Annotated in this window: 19 protein-coding genes; 3 read left to right on the top strand and 16 right to left on the bottom strand. The window is 42.1% G+C overall.

Features of this window, described 5'->3' with window-relative positions; all coding sequences use genetic code 11:
* Positions 1 to 256: 256 nt before the first annotated feature.
* The 8 genes from MN869_RS16455 to MN869_RS16420 are packed head-to-tail and all read right to left on the bottom strand — an operon-like array spanning position 257 to position 7986.
* On the bottom strand, positions 257 to 1120 hold the full coding sequence (locus MN869_RS16455) for a hypothetical protein (protein ID WP_243308755.1): 864 nt from the start codon (positions 1118 to 1120) through the stop codon (positions 257 to 259).
* A 19-nt stretch (positions 1121 to 1139) separates the two neighbouring features.
* Positions 1140 to 2222 carry a 3-dehydroquinate synthase gene (gene aroB / locus MN869_RS16450; RefSeq protein ID WP_243308753.1) on the bottom strand — a complete coding sequence of 361 codons (1083 nt, stop codon included), beginning with the start codon at positions 2220 to 2222 and terminating at the stop codon, positions 1140 to 1142.
* Positions 2223 to 2242: 20 nt separating this feature from the next.
* The gene (gene aroK, locus MN869_RS16445) at positions 2243 to 2803 is read right to left on the bottom strand and encodes a shikimate kinase AroK (protein ID WP_216077927.1); all 561 of its coding nucleotides are present in this window, start codon (positions 2801 to 2803) and stop codon (positions 2243 to 2245) included.
* Between the two features lie 19 nt (positions 2804 to 2822).
* Positions 2823 to 4997: a type IV pilus secretin PilQ family protein gene (locus MN869_RS16440; protein ID WP_243308752.1), complete on the bottom strand. Its 2175-nt coding sequence runs from the start codon at positions 4995 to 4997 to the stop codon at positions 2823 to 2825.
* A gap of 16 nt (positions 4998 to 5013) precedes the next feature.
* Positions 5014 to 5541: a pilus assembly protein PilP gene (locus MN869_RS16435; protein ID WP_171550737.1), complete on the bottom strand. Its 528-nt coding sequence runs from the start codon at positions 5539 to 5541 to the stop codon at positions 5014 to 5016.
* Between the two features lie 2 nt (positions 5542 to 5543).
* Positions 5544 to 6281: a type 4a pilus biogenesis protein PilO gene (locus MN869_RS16430; RefSeq protein ID WP_171550738.1), complete on the bottom strand. Its 738-nt coding sequence runs from the start codon at positions 6279 to 6281 to the stop codon at positions 5544 to 5546.
* The gene (locus MN869_RS16425) at positions 6278 to 6928 is read right to left on the bottom strand and encodes a PilN domain-containing protein (protein ID WP_171550739.1); all 651 of its coding nucleotides are present in this window, start codon (positions 6926 to 6928) and stop codon (positions 6278 to 6280) included. The genes MN869_RS16430 and MN869_RS16425 overlap by 4 nt, the downstream gene beginning before the upstream one ends.
* On the bottom strand, positions 6928 to 7986 hold the full coding sequence (locus tag MN869_RS16420) for a pilus assembly protein PilM (protein ID WP_004803903.1): 1059 nt from the start codon (positions 7984 to 7986) through the stop codon (positions 6928 to 6930). Before MN869_RS16420 ends, MN869_RS16425 begins: the two co-directional genes overlap by 1 nt.
* Positions 7987 to 8148: 162 nt before the next feature.
* Between MN869_RS16420 and ponA the strand changes: the two genes are divergently transcribed.
* Positions 8149 to 10749 carry a penicillin-binding protein PBP1a gene (gene ponA, locus MN869_RS16415; RefSeq protein WP_243308749.1) on the top strand — a complete coding sequence of 867 codons (2601 nt, stop codon included), beginning with the start codon at positions 8149 to 8151 and terminating at the stop codon, positions 10747 to 10749.
* Between the two features lie 15 nt (positions 10750 to 10764).
* On the opposite strand, the gene MN869_RS16410 is transcribed toward ponA, so the two are convergent.
* The 8 genes from MN869_RS16410 to MN869_RS16375 form a co-directional block, all read right to left on the bottom strand.
* On the bottom strand, positions 10765 to 11583 hold the full coding sequence (locus tag MN869_RS16410) for a putative RNA methyltransferase (RefSeq protein ID WP_243308747.1): 819 nt from the start codon (positions 11581 to 11583) through the stop codon (positions 10765 to 10767).
* Between the two features lie 59 nt (positions 11584 to 11642).
* Positions 11643 to 12761, bottom strand: a complete 1119-nt coding sequence (mraY, locus tag MN869_RS16405; RefSeq protein ID WP_004803897.1) for a phospho-N-acetylmuramoyl-pentapeptide-transferase — start codon at positions 12759 to 12761, stop codon at positions 11643 to 11645.
* A complete protein-coding gene (gene murF, locus MN869_RS16400; protein WP_243308746.1) occupies positions 12762 to 14159 on the bottom strand; it encodes a UDP-N-acetylmuramoyl-tripeptide--D-alanyl-D-alanine ligase in 1398 nt (465 codons plus the stop codon).
* A 22-nt stretch (positions 14160 to 14181) separates the two neighbouring features.
* Positions 14182 to 15681: a UDP-N-acetylmuramoyl-L-alanyl-D-glutamate--2,6-diaminopimelate ligase gene (locus tag MN869_RS16395; protein ID WP_243308745.1), complete on the bottom strand. Its 1500-nt coding sequence runs from the start codon at positions 15679 to 15681 to the stop codon at positions 14182 to 14184.
* Between the two features lie 7 nt (positions 15682 to 15688).
* Positions 15689 to 17518, bottom strand: a complete 1830-nt coding sequence (ftsI, locus tag MN869_RS16390; RefSeq protein WP_243308743.1) for a penicillin-binding protein PBP3 — start codon at positions 17516 to 17518, stop codon at positions 15689 to 15691.
* Positions 17519 to 17528: 10 nt separating this feature from the next.
* The gene (locus tag MN869_RS16385) at positions 17529 to 17867 is read right to left on the bottom strand and encodes a cell division protein FtsL (RefSeq protein ID WP_004803889.1); all 339 of its coding nucleotides are present in this window, start codon (positions 17865 to 17867) and stop codon (positions 17529 to 17531) included.
* Between the two features lie 2 nt (positions 17868 to 17869).
* Positions 17870 to 18790 (bottom strand): 16S rRNA (cytosine(1402)-N(4))-methyltransferase RsmH, encoded by a 921-nt coding sequence (gene rsmH, locus MN869_RS16380; RefSeq protein ID WP_243308740.1) that lies wholly within the window; start codon positions 18788 to 18790, stop codon positions 17870 to 17872.
* Between the two features lie 197 nt (positions 18791 to 18987).
* Positions 18988 to 19983: a sulfate ABC transporter substrate-binding protein gene (locus tag MN869_RS16375; RefSeq protein ID WP_004803885.1), complete on the bottom strand. Its 996-nt coding sequence runs from the start codon at positions 19981 to 19983 to the stop codon at positions 18988 to 18990.
* Between the two features lie 408 nt (positions 19984 to 20391).
* On the opposite strand from MN869_RS16375, the gene MN869_RS16370 reads away from it, so the two are divergent.
* On the top strand, positions 20392 to 20697 hold the full coding sequence (locus MN869_RS16370) for a hypothetical protein (protein ID WP_004803883.1): 306 nt from the start codon (positions 20392 to 20394) through the stop codon (positions 20695 to 20697).
* 105 nt (positions 20698 to 20802) lie between these two features.
* Positions 20803 to 22311, top strand: a complete 1509-nt coding sequence (gene gltX / locus MN869_RS16365) for a glutamate--tRNA ligase (RefSeq protein WP_171550746.1) — start codon at positions 20803 to 20805, stop codon at positions 22309 to 22311.
* Positions 22312 to 22357: the final 46 nt, after the last annotated feature.

Raw genomic sequence — 22357 nt, 5'->3', positions numbered from 1 at the left:
CTTTGTAAAGCACAAAAACTTTCCATTTCACCCAATTAATGAACTGTTTAGCACAAAACAGGGCAATGAGCAGACAAATTAGCACCACAAAAAAGCAAAAAACATGCCATATATGCATGTTTTTACTAAATCATTAAAAAAGTTAAAATAACATCAAGATACGAAGAAGAATGCACTCATTTTTGCGCATAAAAATGCACCAAAAAATTCCACGATGCTATAAAAAGAATCACAAATGCACAATTATAGTGCAATATTAATTAAAAGGATCACTCACTTCACGCTTTGAAGCATCTGAATTTTCTTTTATTTTTTCAGCAGTTGCAGGTGGTTTTGGTGCCGATTGGGTCTGCTTTACATTGACTACATTACCCTGCGCATCACGCTGTGTAACTGTGGTCTTCACCGCCGATGGTTCTGTGCTACGTACAGCCGTTGTACTCGGAGACGCACCGCTTCCCATCAGTAAACTCTCATCTACCCTAGGCAATGCCGCTGGTCTTAACTGAACTGCATAAAGTTGATTGGTTGCTGACTTCATTTCGTCAGCACCTAGATCATTCACTAAGGCTGTATAACTTGAGAATTGATGCGCCGTTGGCTGAACAGATTCAGGTAGTGCTAGATTTAATTGTGCAAATTGGCGACTTGCATCTTCAGCATTCGTAAATACACCATAGCCGAGAACATATTGCTCAACCTGATCTTCACCACTCAAACGGAAATATATAAATTTTCTGCGATCTTCGCGGTTCAGTAGAAAATTTTTGACAATCGCTTCATCTGAACTACGGAAAATTTCCATGGTCCATCGCTGCTGATTTTCTTTGATAAATTTAGTGCCACGAAATTCTGGTGCATGATCATTGGAAACCACGACACGTGTGGTTAAATCCAAAGGCTTAACTTCATCCGAAAGAGCGCCTAAATGCGCTGTCGCAGCAACCTTTTCTGGCTGAATTTGGACTTGGGTTTCGGTTTGGGATGGCTGCTGTTCTTTGACCAACACTTGACTATCGGTAATACCCCAAAATATCAATGCAGCTATTAAACAAGCTATGGCAAAAACCAGCCAGCTATATTGTTGAATATTTTGCCAAATTGATCGTGATACAGCCATGCTTTTCCCAAATGATTAATTATGCAGATTGATTTGCAAGAATAGATTGTTTCATCAGCTCAACATCAAAATCTTTGGTAATCACCGCTTGCCCTAATTTCTTCAATAAAACCAAGCGCAATTGACCATTTAAGACTTTTTTATCGTGCGACATATAAGCCAAGAATTCATCTAATGGAATTTTCGGACATGATATCGGTAAATTGGCGCGTTGAATGATATTTTTTGTACGTTGCAGATCTTCCGCAGAGATCCAACCTAAACGCTGCGACAAATCTGCTGCCATCACCATCCCTGTTGCTACCGCCTCACCATGTAACCATGTGCCATAACCTAGATAGGATTCAATTGCATGACCGAAAGTATGCCCAAGATTGAGCAACGCACGCTCACCCTGTTCTTTTTCATCATTGGCCACGATACGTGCTTTATGCGCACATGAACGACAAACTGCTTCAGCCAGTAAATTTGCATCACGCCCTACTAAAGCATCTATGTTTTGTTCCAACCAAACCAAGAAATCAATATCACCAAGCAAGGCATATTTAATCACTTCAGCCAAACCTGCAGACAGTTCACGGTCAGGTAAGGTATCTAGTTGCGCCATATCTGCTAGCACTACTTGTGGTTGCTGGAACGCACCCAACATATTTTTACCTAAAGGGTGATTAATTCCTGTCTTACCACCAACACTAGAATCTACTTGTGATAATAAAGTGGTGGGCACCTGCACAAAATTCACACCGCGTTGGAAGCAAGCCGATGCAAAACCCGCCATATCCCCAATCACGCCACCACCTAAGGCTAATACCGTACAATCACGGTTAAATCCTGCTTCCAGCAGGGCATCAAAAATGAAGTTTAGATGCTGGATATCTTTATATTTTTCACCATCGGGCAAAATGCATTGCGCCACTTGTTTATCCAACTGGGTTAACGCATTCACATAATGCTCGAGATATAACGGTGCAACAGTGGTATTGGACACTAACATCACTTGTCGGCCGTGTAGATACGGTTCGAGTAAGGTTTTAGGGTCTAAATGACTGCCAATAAAGATTGGATAACGGCGATCACCTAACTCAACATGTAACGTTTGCATAAACTTAAACCAACCAGAGACTACTTAACTTGTTTAGATAAAATAACGTGCAAAATACGTTGTGCTAAATCCCGTGCTGCACCTTGATTTGTTTCAATTATATAATGTGCGACTTCACGATATAAAGGATCGCGGATCGTCAGTAGGTCACGTAATTTTTGCTCTGGATTTTCGACTTGTAATAATGGGCGATTTTTATCGCGATAGGTTCGCTGTAACTGTAGCTCTACAGGAGTATAAAGATAAACAACGATACCACGTTGTTTTAAAAATTCACGATTCTTCGCTTGAGTAACAACTCCACCGCCTGTCGCCAGCACCAATAAGGAACGGGAAGTGAGATCATTTAAAACATTGGTTTCACGCAAACGAAATCCAGCTTCCCCTTCTTTTTCAAAAATCCATGGAATGGTCGCGCCTGTTTTACGTTCGATCTCATGATCACTATCAATAAAATCTCGGCCTAACAATTCTGCTAAATGCCGACCAACTGTTGTTTTCCCTGCCCCCATCGGCCCTACCAAATAAACATTTGGTAGGGTTTCAAACGCTTTGCTTGGCAACGCGCCACCTATATTCATTGCAATTATTGAAAATATATTAATGATTTCTGGTCAAAGTGTCATTAACAATTCTCGGCGTCACAAAAATAAGCAGTTCACGTTTATTATCTGTTTTGCGCTCTCTACGGAATAATTTACCTAAATAAGGAATATCCCCCAAGAAAGGTACCTTTGTCTGTGAATTAATATTCTCTTGTTCGAAAATACCACCAAGCACGACTGTTTCACCATTATCGACCAGTACATTGGTATCAATTGAATTTTTATTAATTGTCAATTGTCCTGTTGGTGTTGGGTTACTTGGTGAATCCTTAGTAATATTCAACTTCATCATAACTTTACCCTCAGGCGTAATACTTGGGGTAACATCTAGACTTAAGGTTGCATCAATAAACTCAGTTTTCGGCACTGCATTCGCGCCTCCCCCCGAAGAAGATGCGTATGGAATTTTAGTCCCCGATTCAATTTTTGCAGGCTGTTTGTCCGCAGTCATGACTTTTGGCGTTGAAATTACTTCACCATAACCATCTGCTTGAACAGCCGATAGCTCTAGATCCAGCATAAAGTCAGACAAACTAATCAAACCAAAAGCAATACGGCTTGCCCCAGGCGTCACTGCACCTAAATCCACATTGAGATTATCTGGGCGCTCAATCTCATATTTCCAGCCGCCAGTCTCACTATTCTTTTTCGGATCTCGTAAATTCCAGAGTGTTTTATCACTACCACCGACTAACAGGTCATTATTATTAGTAATCCCCTGTGACAATATCCCCCATTTCACCCCCATTTCTCGGGTAAAATCGGTACTGGCACTAACAATACGTGCTTCAATCATGACTTGTTTTACTGATACATCGAGTAAATCCACCATTTTACGAATCTGGTCAATTTTCTGGGAAGTGTCATTTACGATTAAGGTATTGGTTCGAGGGTCAACCGAAACGGTACCACGAGGACTTAACAACCCTCCAGACAATGTATCATTTCCGCTTAAACCTGAACTATTATTACCATTATTATTTTTTCCTTGAGTTATTAGTTTTTCAATTTCAGCTGCTTTCGCATAGCTTAATGTAATGTACTCTGTTTGTAGAGGAGCTAATTTTACACTCTGCGCCATCGCTTTGGCTTCTTCTTCTTCGGCTTTAATTAGTTCAGAAACAGGTGCAATCCAGATCACATTACCATTGCGACGCTTATCCAGACTTTTTGTTTTTAGCACAATATCAAGTGCTTGATCCCAAGGCACATCTTTAAGACGTAAGGTGATATTACCTTGGACTGTATCAGCTGCCACCATATTAATGCCAGTGAAATCCGCCAACAACTGCAATACACGGCGCACTTCAATATCTTGAAAATCTAAAGAGATTTTATTCCCAGTATAGGTTTGTGTCTTGGCTTTGGTTGGAGAGTTATCTATAGGACGTTTCAGACTAATAGTGAGTTTATTCTCTGCCTGATACGCCATATATTCATAGCTACCCGCAGATTGAATGGTAATCACACCATTGCCTTTATCATTATAGGCATCAATACTGGCAACTGGCGTTGCGAAATCATTGGTATTTAAACGGCGAGCTAAATGTGTCGGAATTTTATTCCCTGCTGTACGCACGACAATTTTACTACCTTGTTGTTGCACATCCACAGGGGTGTTATTACCCAGCAAATCAATCACAACCAAGCCTTCACCTTGGTTGCCTCTTTGGAAACCAATATTGGAAACGCCTTGCTGTACCTGACGTGCAGCGGCAGCAGGTGTATTTATCACAGCAGGCTTGGCTGAGTTAATTTTAAGAACAAAGGTATTGCCTTCAACTCGCGTGGTAAATGCACCCGCATCTTTTAGATTCACAATCACACGTGAGCGCTGATCATCCGATGCAACCTCAATCGAACTCGCTTCAGCAGTTGATACTGGAATCGAGTTTTGCTTTAGACCCTGTTGTGACTTATCAAAGTCCAAAATCAAACGAGCAGGTTGTTCAAGTTGATAAGCTTGTGGTTGTGGTGGGAGGCCATTAAACATCACACGAATTTCCGTGCCCTGATCACCCAAACTTATTGGTATAATATTGGTCATACTCACTTGCGCTGATGCCACTTGCATCACCGCAATCGCAATCGCACCCATAGAAAATTGACGGAATGCATGATTCATGGTCTTCGCTTCCCCAAATAAAGAATTTTTAAACTGTTTTTTCATTTTTATTCCCTTAATCTTACGGTGCTGGTCCAATTAAAACGAGTGTACGTGGTCTCTCGACATAGCCTTCTCGACCGTCAGGTACAATCTCCACCAAATCGATTTGGGTTGGGCTAATTTTAATAATACGCCCTTGATTCATCCCCAAATAACTTCCGACTTGCACACGTTCAATTTGACCATCTGGTGTCTGAATCAAGGCAATAGTATTGCTGGTTTTACCCCGCATACTCCCCTTCATATTCAACGATTCCAGCGCATAACTCTCTAAAGGCTGTGGCTGGCGATTAAAATTCGGATAAACCCGTTTACCCGCCATAATCTTCAATTCAGCAGCCAATGAGCTTGGCATAAATGGGCTTTTAAGCTGATGAGCTGAATAGTTAAACAATGGTACAGGGGTAAAAATTGGTGCAGGTTCAATTGGCAAAGGTGGTTGATTACGAATATCCGCCATCTTCTGATTCACCGCATCAATACGCGAATCACATCCCACTAAACTCGCCCCAATTAATAAACACAGTAATAATTTATAATTATTCACGACTATTTCCCTCCTTGTGCAGGTGGAGTAGTTGCTGTTTTAGCTTTACCAACAGTATTCTTTGTTTGCTCATCCGCTCCAACATAACGATATGTTTTTGCTTTAACGGTATAATTGACAACAGGAATGTCAGATTTTTTCTGTGTATTTTCTTTTGCTTCTACCGTAAAATCATGCAAGGTCACGATACGCGGCAAAGCGGCAATGCCTGTCACAAAAGCACCAAAAGCATGATAATCACCTGTGGCATCAATACTGATTGGCTGTTCAATAAAGAATTCTTGCTTAACTTCACTCTCAAGACGAATATTTTTAAATTTCAGCCCTGAATTCACACCAGTTAAGTTAATATCCTCAACCAAGCTTGGAATTTCCGTCTCTTTAGGCAGTTGCTCTAACTGTTGGTTAAAGTTAGCTTCCATTTCTTGCAATTGCGCTTGATATTGTTGCAAATTACGTAATTTTGAATCTTTTTCTTTAAACTCATTGAGCAAACTTTGTTCTTGAGCTTCGGCGTTTGAAATCGATTCAAGCTGAGACTTAATCACCACAAAATAACCCAATGCTGCAACCGCCAAGAAAACAAAAATCCAGCAGGTAATTTTGACCGATAATGGCCAACTGCCATAGTTATTCATATCCAGCGTATTAAATTGCTGGAAGAATTGGTCTACCGTCATTTTCTTTTTCTTCACAGCAACGGTGTCTTGATTTAAATCATCCGATTTATCTAACTTCATTTTGTCACCCCTACTGCCCCTGATGCTGCAACGTCTGACGTTGGCGCCGCCTCAGCAGTTGTCCCGATTTCACCTAAATCTACAGTGACAACAAAGCTTCCATAATTTTCCTCAACACGAGGCACCAAAGAACTTGCTGTTTTGTCTTTATTTTTGTTTTCATCCACGGCAAGGAAGGAATTCATAAAGGCATTGCGATACCAAGGAGAAGCTTCTAGATTACGTAGAAGTTCAGCCACCGTATTTGGACTTTCAGCTTTTCCTTCAATCGTGAATTTATCCCCTGTACGACTAAACTTGGTTAAATACATGGTTGGAGGAGTCACTCGTACCAATTCATCGACCAAACGTACAGTCACAGGACGTTGCCCTTGTAAACCTTGAATCAGTTTCATGCGTTCAATAATCGCATTACGTCGTTCTTGTAGGCCATCCAATGCTTTTAATTGGGTATCTAAATTCTGGTTGGTACTCACAATCAGTTGGTTGGCTTGTTCTTGATCATTTAGTTTATGATCAAAATATATCCACCCCGAAAAAACGGATGCAACCCCTAATGCAGCAACCCCAACACAAAATGCGACAAACTGTTTCTTTCTTTGTTCTCTTAGCTCATCACGCCAAGGGAGTAAGTTAATCTTTGCCATTAATCAAAACTCCTCAATGCCAAACCACATGCAACCATCAACGAGGAAGCATCGTTTTCAATTTTTTTAATATCAATTTGGGGAGAAAAACCCATTTGTAGAAATGGGTTGGCAATGGTGACACGATAACCGAGTTTTTGTTGTAATAGCTTAGCTAGACCTGGAATATTGGCATTCCCACCAGCCAGTAAAATATGATCAATTTCATTGAATTGAGAAGATGAAAAGAAAAATTGGAGTGAACGCGCAGCTTGTTGTACGACAGCGTCCAAGAAAGGTTCTAGGACTTCAGTATCATAATCATCGGGCAAGGTTCTTTCTTTTTTAGCACGACCAGCTTCTTCAAAAGACAGTCCATAGCGACTCTGAACATCTTGGGTCAATTGGCGACCACCAAACACTTGCTCACGTGTATAGATGATCTTGCCTTTTTGCATAACAGATAAGGTCGTCATGGTATGACCAATATCCAAAATCCCCACCGTATTTGCGCCCATTGGTAGCGTATCTGCAAACACACTGAACGCACGCTCCATCGCATAGCTTTCAACTTCTGCAATTTTTGCAGTTAAACCCGCCAGCTCAAGCACTTCTACACGCGTGTCTACATTCTCGGTGCGCGTTGCAACCAAGAGCACATTTACCCGGTTTGGATTGGCCAAACGATCAGGTAAAACTTCAAAATCTAGGCTCACTTCATCTAATGGGAACGGAATGTATTGCTCAGCATCCATACGAATTTGAACTTCTCGTTCTTCATCCGTCATGTCAGCATCCATCTCGATGATCTTATTAATGACCATCGATGTCGGTACTGCAATCGCAACATTCATAGTGTGAGGATTTGCAAGGTTTACCACTCTCTCAAGCGCATCCCCTACCGCCTCTGGATTCAGTATGCTTTTTTCAACCACGCTGCTTTCAGGCAATGGCATCACAGCATAACTTTCAACCCAATATCTACCGTTCTTTACAGAGAGCTCCAATAATTTAACAGTTGTCGAACTGATATCGACACCCGTTAACCCCTTATTTGGTTTACGATATAACCTGAGCACAGTACTTTCCTATTTATTTTTTTATCCCCAAAAATACAACACACTAATTTGTTTTGGTCTTTAATTGATACGGATACAATAACTCATCTAACAATCCGCATGGCTAAAGGATATACTGACCACAATTAGTTTGCCATTCGCTCTTATTAAAACTTACTTATTATGAAAAAGCTATCCAGTTCTGGTATTGTTCGCCCATTTTTTTTGATCATTATTATTATCTTAGTCTCACTTCCAATGGGATTTTATGGCATGTATCTCTATCTCGCACCTTCACTGCCAGATATGAGTTCACTTAAAAAAGCGCCTTTACTAAAACCATTGCAAGTTTACACGGCAGATAATCAGTTAATTGCAGAATATGGCGGAAAATTATCCATTCCAGTTAAGTATGAGCAAATTCCGCCAACCTTTATTCATGCTTTTTTAGCAGCGGAAGATTCATCCTTTTTTGAACATAATGGTATTAGTTTTAAAGGGCTTGGGCGAGCACTTACTGAATCTGTTACCGGGTCTGATGTCCAAACTGGGGGCTCAACCATTACCATGCAGGTGGCAAAGAACTATTATTTAAGCCCAGATCGAACACTTCGACGCAAACTAACTGAAGTGTTTTTGGCACGGAAAATTGAGCAAAACTTAACAAAACAAGAAATTCTAGCTGCTTATGTGAATAAAATTTTCTTAGGTAAAAATGCCTATGGTATTGCAGCCGCTGCACGTGTCTATTACAACAAAAATATTGGCGAGCTAACCACAGCACAAATGGCAATGATTGCAGGTCTACCTAAGGCACCTTCAAAATATAATCCAGTGGTTAATCCTGAGCGTGCACTTGAACGTCGCAACTGGATTTTAGGGCGTATGTTACAACTGGGCTATATCAACCAGAATCAATACCAACAAGCTGTTGCAGAACCCATCAACTTAAATATGATTGATCGTTCGGTCAGCAACGTATTCCCCTATGTCGGTGAAATGGTTCGTTCAGAACTGGTTGAACATTTTGGTGAACAAGCGGTTGACTCAGGTTATAAGGTATACACGACCGTTGATAGCAACCGTCAACGTTATGCAGAGCAATCCATTCAAGATGGCTTAGAGGCTTATGATCGTCGTCATGGCTGGCGTGGTCCTGAAGCACATGACAAACCACTCAAACAATTTATTGCTTATGCAAACACTTATCCTGCCCAAGTGGTCAAGGTCAATAACAATTCTTTTGATGCCTTGATGCAAGATGGCTCAACAGTAACGGTCAACTGGTCTGGGATGTCATGGGTTCGCCCGTACCGCAATGCCAATAGCGTCGGTGGAGCACCTTCGAACGCCTCACAAATTGTCAAAGTCAAAGATATTATTCGTCTACGTCCAAATGAAGGCAAAACGGTTTGGTCTTTGGTTCAAGTTCCAAAAGTCCAAGGACAGCTTATTGCAATTAATCCCAATGATGGCGCAATTGAAGCCGTTGTGGGGGGATATAACTTTTATCAATCTAAATTTAACCGTGCCGTGCAAGGTTGGAGACAACCTGGCTCTACCATTAAGCCCTTTGTCTACGCATTGGCTTTGGAGCGCGGCATGACCCCATACAGCATGGTCAATGACAGTCCAATCACCATTGGTAAGTGGTCTCCAAGAAACTCTGATGGTCGCTATTTGGGTATGATCCCTTTACGTCGTGCGCTTTATTTATCCCGTAATACCGTTTCAGTGCGTTTATTACAAAACGTGGGGATTGAACGTACCCGTCAACTATTTATGGATTTTGGTTTACAAGAAGATCAGATTCCACGTAACTATACCATTGCATTGGGTACACCGCAGGTACTGCCAATTCAAATGGCAACAGGCTATGCAACTTTTGCCAATGGTGGTTATCGTATTCAACCGCACTTCATTACACGTATCGAAGATGCGGCGGGTAAAGTGATTTATGAAGCAAAGCCTGAGTACGCGTGTATTCCATGTATCAGCAATCCAAATACGAATAAGAATACCGAACAGCAAACAGTGAAAGCAGATGAATCTAAGGACAAGGTGACCGAAGTTAGCAACCAAACTTTAGATGAAGTCTCTGCAGCCTCTGAAGCACAAATAATGCCTGCTGATGCGGCACAAACAGCAAAAGCCAATAGTGATTATCGTCAAGCGCAACGTATTTTAAAATCAAGTTCAGCCTATGATATGGCCAACATCTTACGGGATGTAATCCAACATGGTACTGGTCGAGCTGCACTTAAAATTGGTCGTGATGATCTCGGTGGTAAAACAGGAACAACCAATGACGCTAAAGATGCTTGGTTCGCAGGCTTTAATGGGAACTTAGTTGCAATTGCTTGGGTCGGTTTTGACCAACCACGTACATTGGGTCGTCGTGAATATGGTGGCGTTGCTGCACTTCCAATCTGGACCAACTTTATGGGCAAATCTTTAAAAGACACCCCATCAGCTTGGGTGCGTTTGGATAAAGAAGCGAAAGATCCAATCTCTCGTGATAAGTTACAAATCCAGCAAAGCGAAGATAAAAAAGAGTATCGTGCCTCTCCACCGTTGGCGCGCCCACTTTATCGCCCTGCACCACCTGCACCAGTTCGCTCAACACAAAATGATTTCTCAGACCTACCTGGAACAACCCCAGTGACTGACGAGCAGCCTATTGTCCCAGCGAAAAAGCAACCGCCTGCAATGGGTTCAAATTCACAGAACCCACCGCCAAAAGAAAAGGATGGGATTGAACATTTGATCAATCAAATCCAGTAAAAAAGAAAGAAGCCATCAATGTGATGGCTTCTTTCTTTTTTGGAACAGATAAATTTGAAAAGCCGCTGTGGCCTCAAACGTCTGTGCCTGTTCTAATGTTTTACGCCGCTCTGGATTGGCTTTATACGCATAAGGCGTCATGGCAATTAAATTCTTCAAGGCATCTTGATCCAATTGCAGCGGTGCTTCAACAAGGTGTGCTTGCTTTAACTCAAACTGAGCATCTAGCTGTTCTACAAATTTTTGCGGTTCATGCAAATTCACTTGCTCAAATAACGCTTCACGCAAATCATAAAGATGTTTAGGTGCAGGTGTTGCCACAATTAAATAACCATCATCACGCAAAACTCTGACGATTTCATCTTGTGGAATCGGACTAAATAGACTGGTACAAATATCAATGGAATGATTTTGTAAAGGCAAGGTTGCACCTGTTCCCACAACCCATGTCACTTTTGAATTTAATCTCGCTGCTCGCTGTACGGCTGTTTTGGCAATATCGACACCAATACACTGCTGTGTATGTGCTTGCATGGCACTGGTGTAATAACCCTCACCACAACCAATATCTAAAACTGCTTTCGGTTTAAGTTGCTGTAGCATATCAACCACAGCTTGTTGTAAAGGCTGATAAAAGCCTGCCTGCAAAAACTCACGGCGTGCCAGTACAGACTCGGGTGTATCTCCTGGAGACTTGCTATGCTTATGCTGCACCACGTGTAAATTAACATAGCCCTGTTTGGCTACATCATAGTGATGTCCTTTTTCGCAACGCCAAGAATTCTCAACCAAATTCAAGGATTGGCGACAAACAGGACACATCAACAAACTCATCTATTTTCTCCAAACATAAAAAAAGCTGGTCAATACCAGCTTCTTTCTTGAATCTTGGTTTAACGTAATTTTAAGGTCATTAAGCCTAACACGACCAGGAAAATCGTGATAATCCAGAAACGAATCACAACCTGAGTCTCTTTCCAGCCTTGCTTTTCGTAATGATGATGCAAAGGTGCCATCAGGAACACACGCTTATTCCGCATCCGTAATGAGCCGATTTGCAAGAATACAGAAATCGCCTCCATCACAAACACACCACCCATAATGGCAAATACAATTTCCTGACGAACCATCACCGCAATCGTACCAAGCATCGCACCAAGTGCCAAAGCACCAACATCTCCCATGAAGACTTGGGCCGGATGTGCATTGTACCAAAGGAAGGCCAAACCAGCACCAACCATGGCAGAACAGATCACCACCAGTTCAGAGGTATATTTTACATAAGGAATATGCAAATAATTGGCAAAACGAATATCACCAGATAAATAAGCAAATACGCCCAAACCCGCTGCGACCATCACAATTGGCATAATCGCCAAACCATCCAAACCATCCGTCAAGTTGACCGCATTGGATGCACCATTAATCACCAGATAAGTAAACGCAATAAATGCTAAACCTAACGGCACAGCTGAAAGCGGAATAGAAAGATTCTTAAAGAATGGAATCAACAAATCCAACATGTTGGCTGTATGTTCTATGCTGTCCTGTTGTTTTGCAATCACATACAGTGCAATACCAGCTCCCAGAGAGGCAACTGAGGTCCAGAAGAATTTTTTGCGTGCAGGTAAACCCGCATTGTCCTTATAACGGACTTTAATCCAGTCATCCGCCCAACCAACAGCACCAAACACCACCATGACACCGAGCACAATCCAAACATATGGATTAGATAAATCAGCCCAAAGTAAGGTACTAATCCCAATGGAGAGTAAAATAAGAATCCCGCCCATGGTTGGGGTTCCCATTTTTTTGGCATGGTTTTCAGGCGCAAAAGAACTCACAGCCTGACCATATTTTAATGCTTGTAATTTACGAATCATCACTGGGCCTAAAACCAGTCCGATCGTCAAGGCCGTCAGTAAGCTCAACAAAGAGCGTAATGTTAAATAACGAACAACTTGAAACGAACTGTTATAGTCCGCCAATTGCTCAAATAACCATAACAACATTTAAATTTTCTCCATCAAGTCAGCCATCAACGTTTCCATATGGGTATAACGAGACCCTTTGAACAGGAAACTCATGGACTGGGGTTGATGTGTTTGGACTAAATTAATTAAAAATGGTAATGCTTCTGCCTGTGTTGCAAAGGCATGTAGCTTTTCTGAATGAGATGAACCTTGTTGCGCTGCTGCAGCGAATTCCCCGACCACAACCAAGTGATCAAGTGGCACAGTTGCCAAGTCACGGCCTAGATCGTGATGTTCCTGCCAACTGCTGTCGCCTAGCTCACCAATATCTCCCATCACCATGACTTTTAAGCCTTGCTGTTGTAGCAAAACTTGTGCCGCTGCACGCATCGAAGTCGGATTGGCATTATAGGTATCATCAATAAACAAATGATGTTGATGTTGAATAAAGTTCAAACGACCTTTGGCACCTTGTGCTTGCTCTAAGCCTTGCACAATATCATCCAATGCAATACCCAGTGCTAAAGCAAATGCGGTGGCTGCTGCTGCATTCTGTACATTGTGCGCACCCGCAAATGGTAAATTCACTGCACGCACACCTTGTGGTGTATGCAAGTTAAACTGTGCTGATTGAGGATGAAGCTGAATATCTGTAACAAAAATATCACCACCCTCACCAAAACTCAGCATTGAATGTGTTTGCGCATTCTCACGAATCGTTTCAGAAAAATCATCTTGTGCAGGAACGATTGCAGTACCTTGAGGCAAAATATGCGCATAGATTTCTGATTTAGCGCGGCAGATGCCTTCGCGCCCACCAAATTCACCCAAGTGTGCGGTGCCAATATTCAAAATGCCTGCCACATGCGGCTGCACCAGATTCGAGGTGTAATCAATTTCACCCTGATGACTCGCCCCTAACTCCATCACAGCATATTGATGCTCAGGACGCAATTCCAATAACATCATCGGTACACCGAGATCATTATTTAAATTGCCACGGGTAATTAAGGTCGGCGCCAAGCGAGATAAAATACTGCCCAACATTTCTTTGGTGGTGGTTTTACCACTACTACCTGTTAAAGCAATCACTTTCAACTGCGGGTTGTGTTGGCGACGATAAGCACCCAACTGCCCCAGAGCCAAACGCGTATCCTTGACGACCAACTGTGCAATATCCGCATCGACAGGATGATCAACAATCGCAATTTGGCACCCTTGTGCTGCTACTTGTGCGACAAAATTATGCGCATCAAAGCGTTCACCTTTTAAAGCAAGAAATGCATCGCCCGCCTCAGCATGACGTGAATCAGTTAAAATACGTTTAACTTCACCTAGTGGAAGCTTGTGTTTATGCCACTGCCCTTGTGTGGCTTGTTGTAATTGTTCTGCGGTCCAAGGTTGTAATGGAACAGTACTGGTCGTTGAAGTATGCATACGCTTTATTTACCTTTTAACCTTATTGCGCAGGATAGGCTGAATCGATAGGATGTGGCTGTGCATCAATCGCAGACTGCACCTCAACCACATCATCAAACCAATGGCGAACCCCATCAATTTCCTGATAGTTTTCATGTCCTTTGCCCGCGATCACCACAATATCACCTGCTTGGGCTTGCGCCACCACAAATTTAATCGCTTCACGACGATCATGAATTTCATGCATCTCATGTTCTGCGAAATTGATGCTTTGCTTCATATCCGCAAAAATCTGTTCAGGATTTTCAGTTCGCGGATTATCCGAAGTAAGCACAACGGGATTGGCATGATCAAGTGCAGCTTGGGTCATCAGGGGACGTTTGCCACGATCACGATCTCCGCCACAACCAAACACCGCCCATAGCTGACCCGTGACATGACGTTTCAATGTGGTCAGTACTTGAATCAAGGCATCAGGTGTATGCGCATAATCCACCACAAATAGACGCTCAGCATCTTGAATGACTTGCATACGACCTGGCGCACCTTGGAGCTGCGGTACAAACTGTACTAGGTCAGCAAGCGTAAAACCTGCATATTCAGCAACAATCAGGCTGGCCAATAAGTTCTCAACATTAAATTGTCCAAGCAATGGACTTTGTACTGGATAAGCACCTGTTGGGCTAATCAGCGTGAAACTTGCGCCACTCAGACGATATTGCAAATCTGCAATATGATAATCAGCCGTCGTTTGAGTTAAAGAGTAAGTGAGAATCTTTGGTTGCGATGGATTTGCTTTTGCTGCATCCAACATAAGCTGTGCATGTGCGTCATCCAGATTAATGACGACAGCTTTTAAGGTTCTGAATTTAAACAGCAACGCTTTGGCTTCAGCATAAGCTTCCAAAGTACCGTGATAATCCAGATGGTCACGACTTAAATTACTGTACACTGCAATTTCAAGCTCACAACCATTAAGACGCCCTTGCTCCAAACCATGTGAACTGGCTTCCAGTGCAACAAAACTCGCGCCTTGTTTGGCATAGTCATGTAACGCATACTGTAGTTGCAGCGCATCCAAAGTGGTATGCGTGGATGGGGTTAAGTTTGGCAGAATACCGTTGCCTGTCGTGCCCATCACTGCACAACCTTTGCCTTGTGAACTGATCAGCTCCGCAATCAGGCGTGAAATGGTGGTTTTTCCATTGGTTCCTGTCACCGCAAGACCACGTAAGAGCTGTACAGGATCAACTGCTTGTAAATACTGCTTTTGCCATTCGCCCATTTGATAACGGACATCAGCACAAACCCATTCGTTTGCGAGACCTAATGATGCCTCACTGATTACGGCCAATGCGCCTGCATCCAAAGCATTTTGTGCAAACTGGCGTGTTTTTTCAGGTTGGCTATAGCTATTTAAAGCAATAAAAATTTGCCCTTGCTCAACCTTGCGGCTATCCAAAGAAAAACCCTGAAAAGGTTGGGTATACCAAGCCGCATCTATGCTGATCGGGTGTATCTGTTGAAAACGAATCGACATAATTTACCTACGGATTGGATTTTATAGAAGTATCAAGTGGCTTATCTAAAGGCACATTCAAAAGGCGTAAAGACTCTTGCATGATGCGCGCAAATACAGGCGCTGCAACCAAACCACCGTAATAACGACCTTGTGGGTTTTCAACCACGACAATCATGGCCAAACGCGGATCACTGATCGGCGCAACACCTGCAAATAAAGCACGATACTCGCTGTTTGAGTAACCTTTACGGTCTGCACGTAGTTTATGCGCTGTCCCTGTCTTCCCCCCAACACGATAGCCAGGAATTACCGCTTGTTTCGCGGTGCCACCAGGCATGGTCACTTGTTCCAGCATAGTGAGTACTTGATCGGCAATTTTAGGACTCAATACCTGTGTACCTTCTGGTGCTTTATCTAATTTACGCAAGCTTAATGGCATTTGCACGCCGTGATTTGCCAACATGGCATAACCTTGTGCCACCTGCAAAATAGTCGCGTTCAAACCATAACCATAGGCCATGGTTCCCAACTGAGACGGATTAAGCTTATCACCCGAATAAAGCAAACCAGAACTTTCGCCCGGAAATTTCACCGCTGAACGATGACCGAAACCAGCACGTCTAAAGAATGAAGGAACCGTATCTTTTGGTAGAGACAAGGCGATTTTTGCCGAGCCTACGTTTGAGGATTTAATAATCACGCCTGAAACGGTTAAAGCACCATAGTTATGTGTATCACGAATGGTATGCCAACCTAAACGCATTGATCCCGGTGAAGTATTTACAATGGTATTCGGCGTATATTTACCGCTTTCTAGCGCAGCAGCCACCGTAAATGGCTTCATGGTCGAACCTGGCTCAAACATATCAATCGCGCCACGGTTACGCATCGCATCTTTATTACTGAGACCATTTTTATCGTTCGGGTTATACGATGGCCAACTGGTCATCGCCAAAATTTCACCCGTTTTGACATCGACTGCAATCGCAGTTGCTGAGCGTGCATTGTTGGCAACACCAGCAGCAGTCAGTTCACGGTACATAATATATTGCAAACGTGAATCGATACTCAGGGTAACATTTTCACCCGATTCAACTTCTTTGATTACTTCTGAAACTTTGAGACGATTACCCTTTTTATCACGGATAATTTTCTGTTCACCATCCATACCAGACAACTGTTTATTCAGTTGCATTTCCAAACCTTCAATCCCCATCCCTTCACTATTGGTCAAACCAATAATCTGTGCATTCGGCTGCGGTTGTGGGTAGTAGCGTTTATAACTTTTCTCTGCATAAACGCCTTGGAAATTACGCTTGGTAATCAAGTCAGCTTGCTGTGGTGGAATTTCTTTTTGCAAAACTAAATAACGTGAACGTGGACGTGCCTGCATTTGTTTCTTTAAATCTGCACGATCTACACCCACTGCATCTGCCAGTTCGTCTAGGTTCAAGTTTTTATCAGGCAATTGACGTTTTAATTTACGATTATTCGGATCTTTTTTGAGTTCAGCTGTAATCTCGTCAAATTGTTGTTTGGTTTCCCAATAATCTCTTGGGTCCATCACAATTTTCATGATCGGCGTACTAATTGCCAAAGGTACACCATGACGGTCACTGATCACGCCACGCATCGCCTCTAGGCGTTCAGTTCTTAAAATATTGGCATTGGCCTTATTTTGCAAAAAGTCTTTATTGACCACTTGCACATAGAACGCACGGGCAATCAACACCACAAAACAAAGCAGCACCGTTCCCCAAAGCAGATAAAATCGCCACATATCCAAAGCAAGGGTCGGTCTTTCAGAAATAGACTGCTGTTTTTTTCGTATTGGTTTAGTTCGCTTATCTGCCATACAGCATGCCTTATTTATCTTGCTTTGAAGTCATAGGTAAAGAAATCACGACCGTCTGCGTTGCTGGCGGTGAGAACATACGGAGTTGTGTGACTGCGCGAGAACCAATCTGTGCGGTTGCACCAAAGGTTTGCTGTTCAATCAATAAACGCCCCCATTCAGCGTTTAAATCATCTCTTTCACGCATATATGCACTCAAGTCACGATAATCATGGCGGTATTCAAACACTTGAAATACCACCATCATCGCACTTGTAAACACCAATGCAACGAGTACAGCATACACAACAACCTTTTTCAGTCCTTTTCTGCTGCTTGGTTTAACGTCGTCATCATTCTTGTTGTTCATTCTCAGCCTTTTTGCTCTAAACGCTCAGCCACACGTAGCCATGCACTACGCGAACGAGGATTTGCTTTTACTTCTGCTTCACTCGCACGAATACGAGAAACTTTCTTTAAACGTCGAGTATCAACCTGTACTTGAGGCATGCCCCAGCCCGTGTCTTCAGCCAAACTCGATTCTTTTTGAATAAACTGCTTGATTAAACGATCTTCCAAAGAATGAAAGCTAATCACTGCCAGTTGTGCAGTTGGTTTTAATAATGTGACAGCTTGCGGTAAAAATGTCTCGATATCATCGAGTTCTTTGTTAATGGCAATACGAATCGCTTGGAAAGTACGCGTTGCAGGATGCTTATGCTTTTCCCACTTTGGATGTGCGGTTTTAACCACTTCTGCCAGTTGGGCTGTCGTTGTCATTTCACCTGCCAGTTTAATGGCTTTGGCAATACGACGGCTATAACGTTCTTCGCCATATTGGTAAATAATGTTTGCGAGTTTTTCTTCTTCAATCTGAAGCAACCACTCTGCTGCGGTCAAGCCTTGCGAATTGTCCATTCGCATATCCAGTGGCCCGTTTTGCATAAAGCTGAAACCACGCTCTGCTTGGTCCAATTGCGGTGATGACACACCTAAGTCAGCCATAATGCCATCAACTTCAGTCAGACCAATTTGGGCTAACTCAGATTGAATATCTGCAAAACTGGCATGAATAATTTTAAAACGCGGATCTTCTTGTTCTAATTGTGCTGCAACTTCAAGGGCTTGTGGATCTTTATCGAAAGCGTAAACACGTGCATTTTGGTCGAGTTTTGAAAGTAACAACTTGGTATGTCCACCACGACCAAAGGTCGCATCGACAAAAATACCAGTATCGCGACCTGCCAATACGCCATCAACGGTTTCATGAAGTAAGACAGAAATATGCGACATAAGAAATGAATCAACAGCTGAAAATGTAACTGCACATTATCACCTTGTTTTATGCCAGCACCAAACGACTTTTTGTAGAGAATTCTTAACTTTTCATAGATAAAACCGTTTTCTTATCATTTTTCACTCAATAAAAAAGCAAACACCTTCGGTATTTGCTTTTCGATCGTTTTCATTAATCTCAGTAGGAACTAAATTTATGGTTTTTCCGCATAAATCTGGTCAAAAATCGCACCATTCACAAAATGTGTTTTTTGTGCTTTCGCCCAACCACCAAACACATCATCAATCTTGAATAGCTTAATCTTTGGAAATTGTTGCGCATATTTAGCAGCTACTTGCGGGTTACGTGGACGGAAATAATATTTCGCAGCCAGCTCTTGCCCTAAAGGCGAATAAAGGAAATTTAAGTAACCACGCGCTAACTGACGGTTGCCATTTTTATCGACAGTTTTATCAACGATTGCCACAGAAGGTTCAGCCAAAATCGAAATTGAAGGATACACAATTTCAAATTTATCTTTCCCTAAGCCCTGAGTTGCCAATAATGCTTCATTTTCCCAAGACAACAACACATCGCCAATGCCACGTTCAGCAAATGTGGTGAGTGAACCACGTGCCCCTGAGTCTAAAACTTTGACATTTTGATAAAGCTTTTTCACCAATTCACGCGCCTTGGCATCATTACCACCCGGCTGTTTCAATGCATAACCCCAAGCTGATAAATAAATCCAACGCGGCGCACCACCGGTTTTGGGGTTTGGAGTGATAATTTCCACACCTGACTTGGTTAAGTCATTCCAGTCACGAATATTCTTTGGATTGCCCTTACGCACCAAGAACACCACGGTTGAGGTATAAGGTGCAGAGTTATCTTTAAATTGTTTTTGCCAGTCTTTACGAATCAAACCTGCATTGGCAATTTCGTCAATATCATTGGCCAATGCAAGCGTTACGACATCTGCCTGTAAGCCATCTATAACTGAGCGTGCCTGTTTACCCGAGCCACCATGCGACTGCTTGAAGTCAACATCTTGTCCTGTTCTCTTTTTCCAGTACTGACCAAATGCTTGATTGTATTCTTGATAAAACTCACGTGTTGGATCATAAGACACGTTTAAAAAAGTAGTTGCCGCTTGTGCTACACCATTTAAGCCCAACGCCAACAATGCTGCTGCGATGACAGTTTTCATTTATTGTTTACCCATTTCGCCCCGTTTGTCACCACTATATTTCTTTAAAAATAATTTACAATCATATAGTTATATCAATAAATTTATTGCTATTCTATTTTTAAGATATAGCCCTAGCCGGTATTTTTGTATTAAAACAATACTCAGCCTTTTATTTTTATGTCAAAATGAGAAATATTATCATTCTCCACTTTTTCTACACATTTGCTTGCTAAATTCCACTTGTATATAAAGTAGTCGTTTTGCTATAAATACATGGCAGTATGTGTCAAATTTTAAGATTTTTGTAAAAAGTGTGACGTAGTTATACTTTTTTATTAAGATTTATGTTTAAATCGTATTATTAAAGCAATACTATAGTTGTTTGGTTAGTCTTGTAGACTCAAAATCATGAAGGGGATGTGAGCAATGCGAGCATTAAAATTGAAAAAAGCACTATGCTTAAGCTTATTTTTAGCAGCTTCTGTTCAAATGGGGCATGCGGCAGCAATTAAAGAAAGCAATAACATAAAAACAATTGATAAATCATCTTCAAGCTTAATTGTTAAAGCGCTTGACCAGCAAAAACGTAATACGGGTTTATTGCCATCGTCAGACGATGAGTTAAAAATGTTGAATACGATCCGTACCACACCAACGCAAACGTTTTTTGCCAGTCAACATGAACGTTTTTCACGTTTCGTTCAAACCATATTCCAGCCACATACTTCTTAAATTTTAAATATGTGCCCCTTCACATGTTTAAATCAAGCCTAGTCATGCTGTGACTAGGCTTTTTCGTTATAATAGTTTCAATTTAAATTTAAGCTTCGATAATTTATGAAAGTTCGTACCCGTATTGCGCCTTCTCCTACAGGTTTTCCACATGTAGGCACAGCTTATATTGCGTTATTTAATCTATGTTTTGCCAAACAGCATGGCGGTGAGTTTATTTTACGTATTGAAGATACGGATCAACTTCGCTCAACGCCTGAATCTGAAAAGATGATTTTAGATTCTTTACGCTGGTTAGGTCTGAACTGGTCAGAAGGTCCAGATGTGGGTGGCCCACATGCCCCTTATCGCCAATCAGAACGTATGGGTATTTATAAGCAATACGCGCTTGAATTGGTTGAAAAAGGTCATGCTTTCTATTGTTTTGCAACCGCAGAAGAACTTGATCAAATGCGTGCAGAACAACAAGCCCGTGGCGAAACACCTAAATATGATGGCCGCGGCTTAAAATTATCACAAGAAGAAGTACAACGTCGTCTTGCTGCGGGTGAGCCACATGTCATCCGTATGAAAGTACCAGAGGAAGGCATTTGTAAAATTAATGACTTACTCCGTGGTGAAGTTGAAATCCCATGGGTACAAGTTGACATGCAGGTGCTGTTAAAAACGGATGGTTTACCAACTTACCACCTTGCCAATGTGGTGGATGACCACTTAATGGAAATCACTCACGTATTACGTGGTGAGGAGTGGTTACCCTCTGCACCGAAGCATCAATTACTGTATCAATATTTCGGTTGGGACATGCCAACATTGTGTCACATGCCATTGTTGCGTAATCCAGACAAATCGAAACTGTCTAAACGTAAAAACCCAACCTCAATCAATTACTATCGTGATATCGGTGTTTTACCAGAAGCATTATTAAATTATTTAGGTCGTATGGGCTGGTCAATGCCTGATGAGCGTGAAGTATTCACCCTAGAAGACATGATCCAAAACTTTGATGTACAACGTGTTTCGCTGGGTGGACCAATCTTTGATGTTGAAAAACTCAACTGGCTCAATGGTCAGTGGATCAAAGGTTTGACGCCAGGACAACTTCTAGACCGCTTGTTGGCATGGAAAAGTGACCGTCAAACGCTTGAAGATATCGCAGCCGCAATTCAACCGCGTATCAATTTACTCTCTGAAGCTGTGAATTGGGCAGGTTTTTATTTCAACCATATGCCACAAATTAGCAAAGAGCAGTTTGAAAGCAAAAAATTGACCGAAGAACAAGTTCGTCAAAGCCTACAATTTGCGATTTGGCGTTTAGAAAGTCAGTTTACGTGGAATAACGACACGGTTAGCCAAACTTTGATGGACTTGGCGAATCAAATGGAAATCAAATTACGTGATTTCATGCCAGCCTTCTTTATTGCGATTGCAGGTTCGACCAGTTCAACACCGGTCATGCAAGCGATGGTTACTCTCGGCCCTGATTTGACTTTTGCACGTTTACGTCACGCCCTAGAACTTGTCGGTGGACCAAGCAAGAAAGAGCTGAAAGTTTGGGAAAAGCTAAATGAATCACTAAAATTGCCGAAAAATGATGCAAATAGTGAGACTTAATTCAGTTTAATGATTGACGTGTGAGCGCATTCCCCCTAATATTGCG

This window comes from Acinetobacter sp. NIPH1876 (assembly GCF_022808535.1).
In the GTDB taxonomy this organism is placed as follows: Bacteria; Pseudomonadota; Gammaproteobacteria; order Pseudomonadales; family Moraxellaceae; genus Acinetobacter; species Acinetobacter higginsii.
The sequence above is the reverse complement of the archived record's forward strand: the minus strand, read 5'-3'. Positions and strand labels throughout refer to the sequence as shown.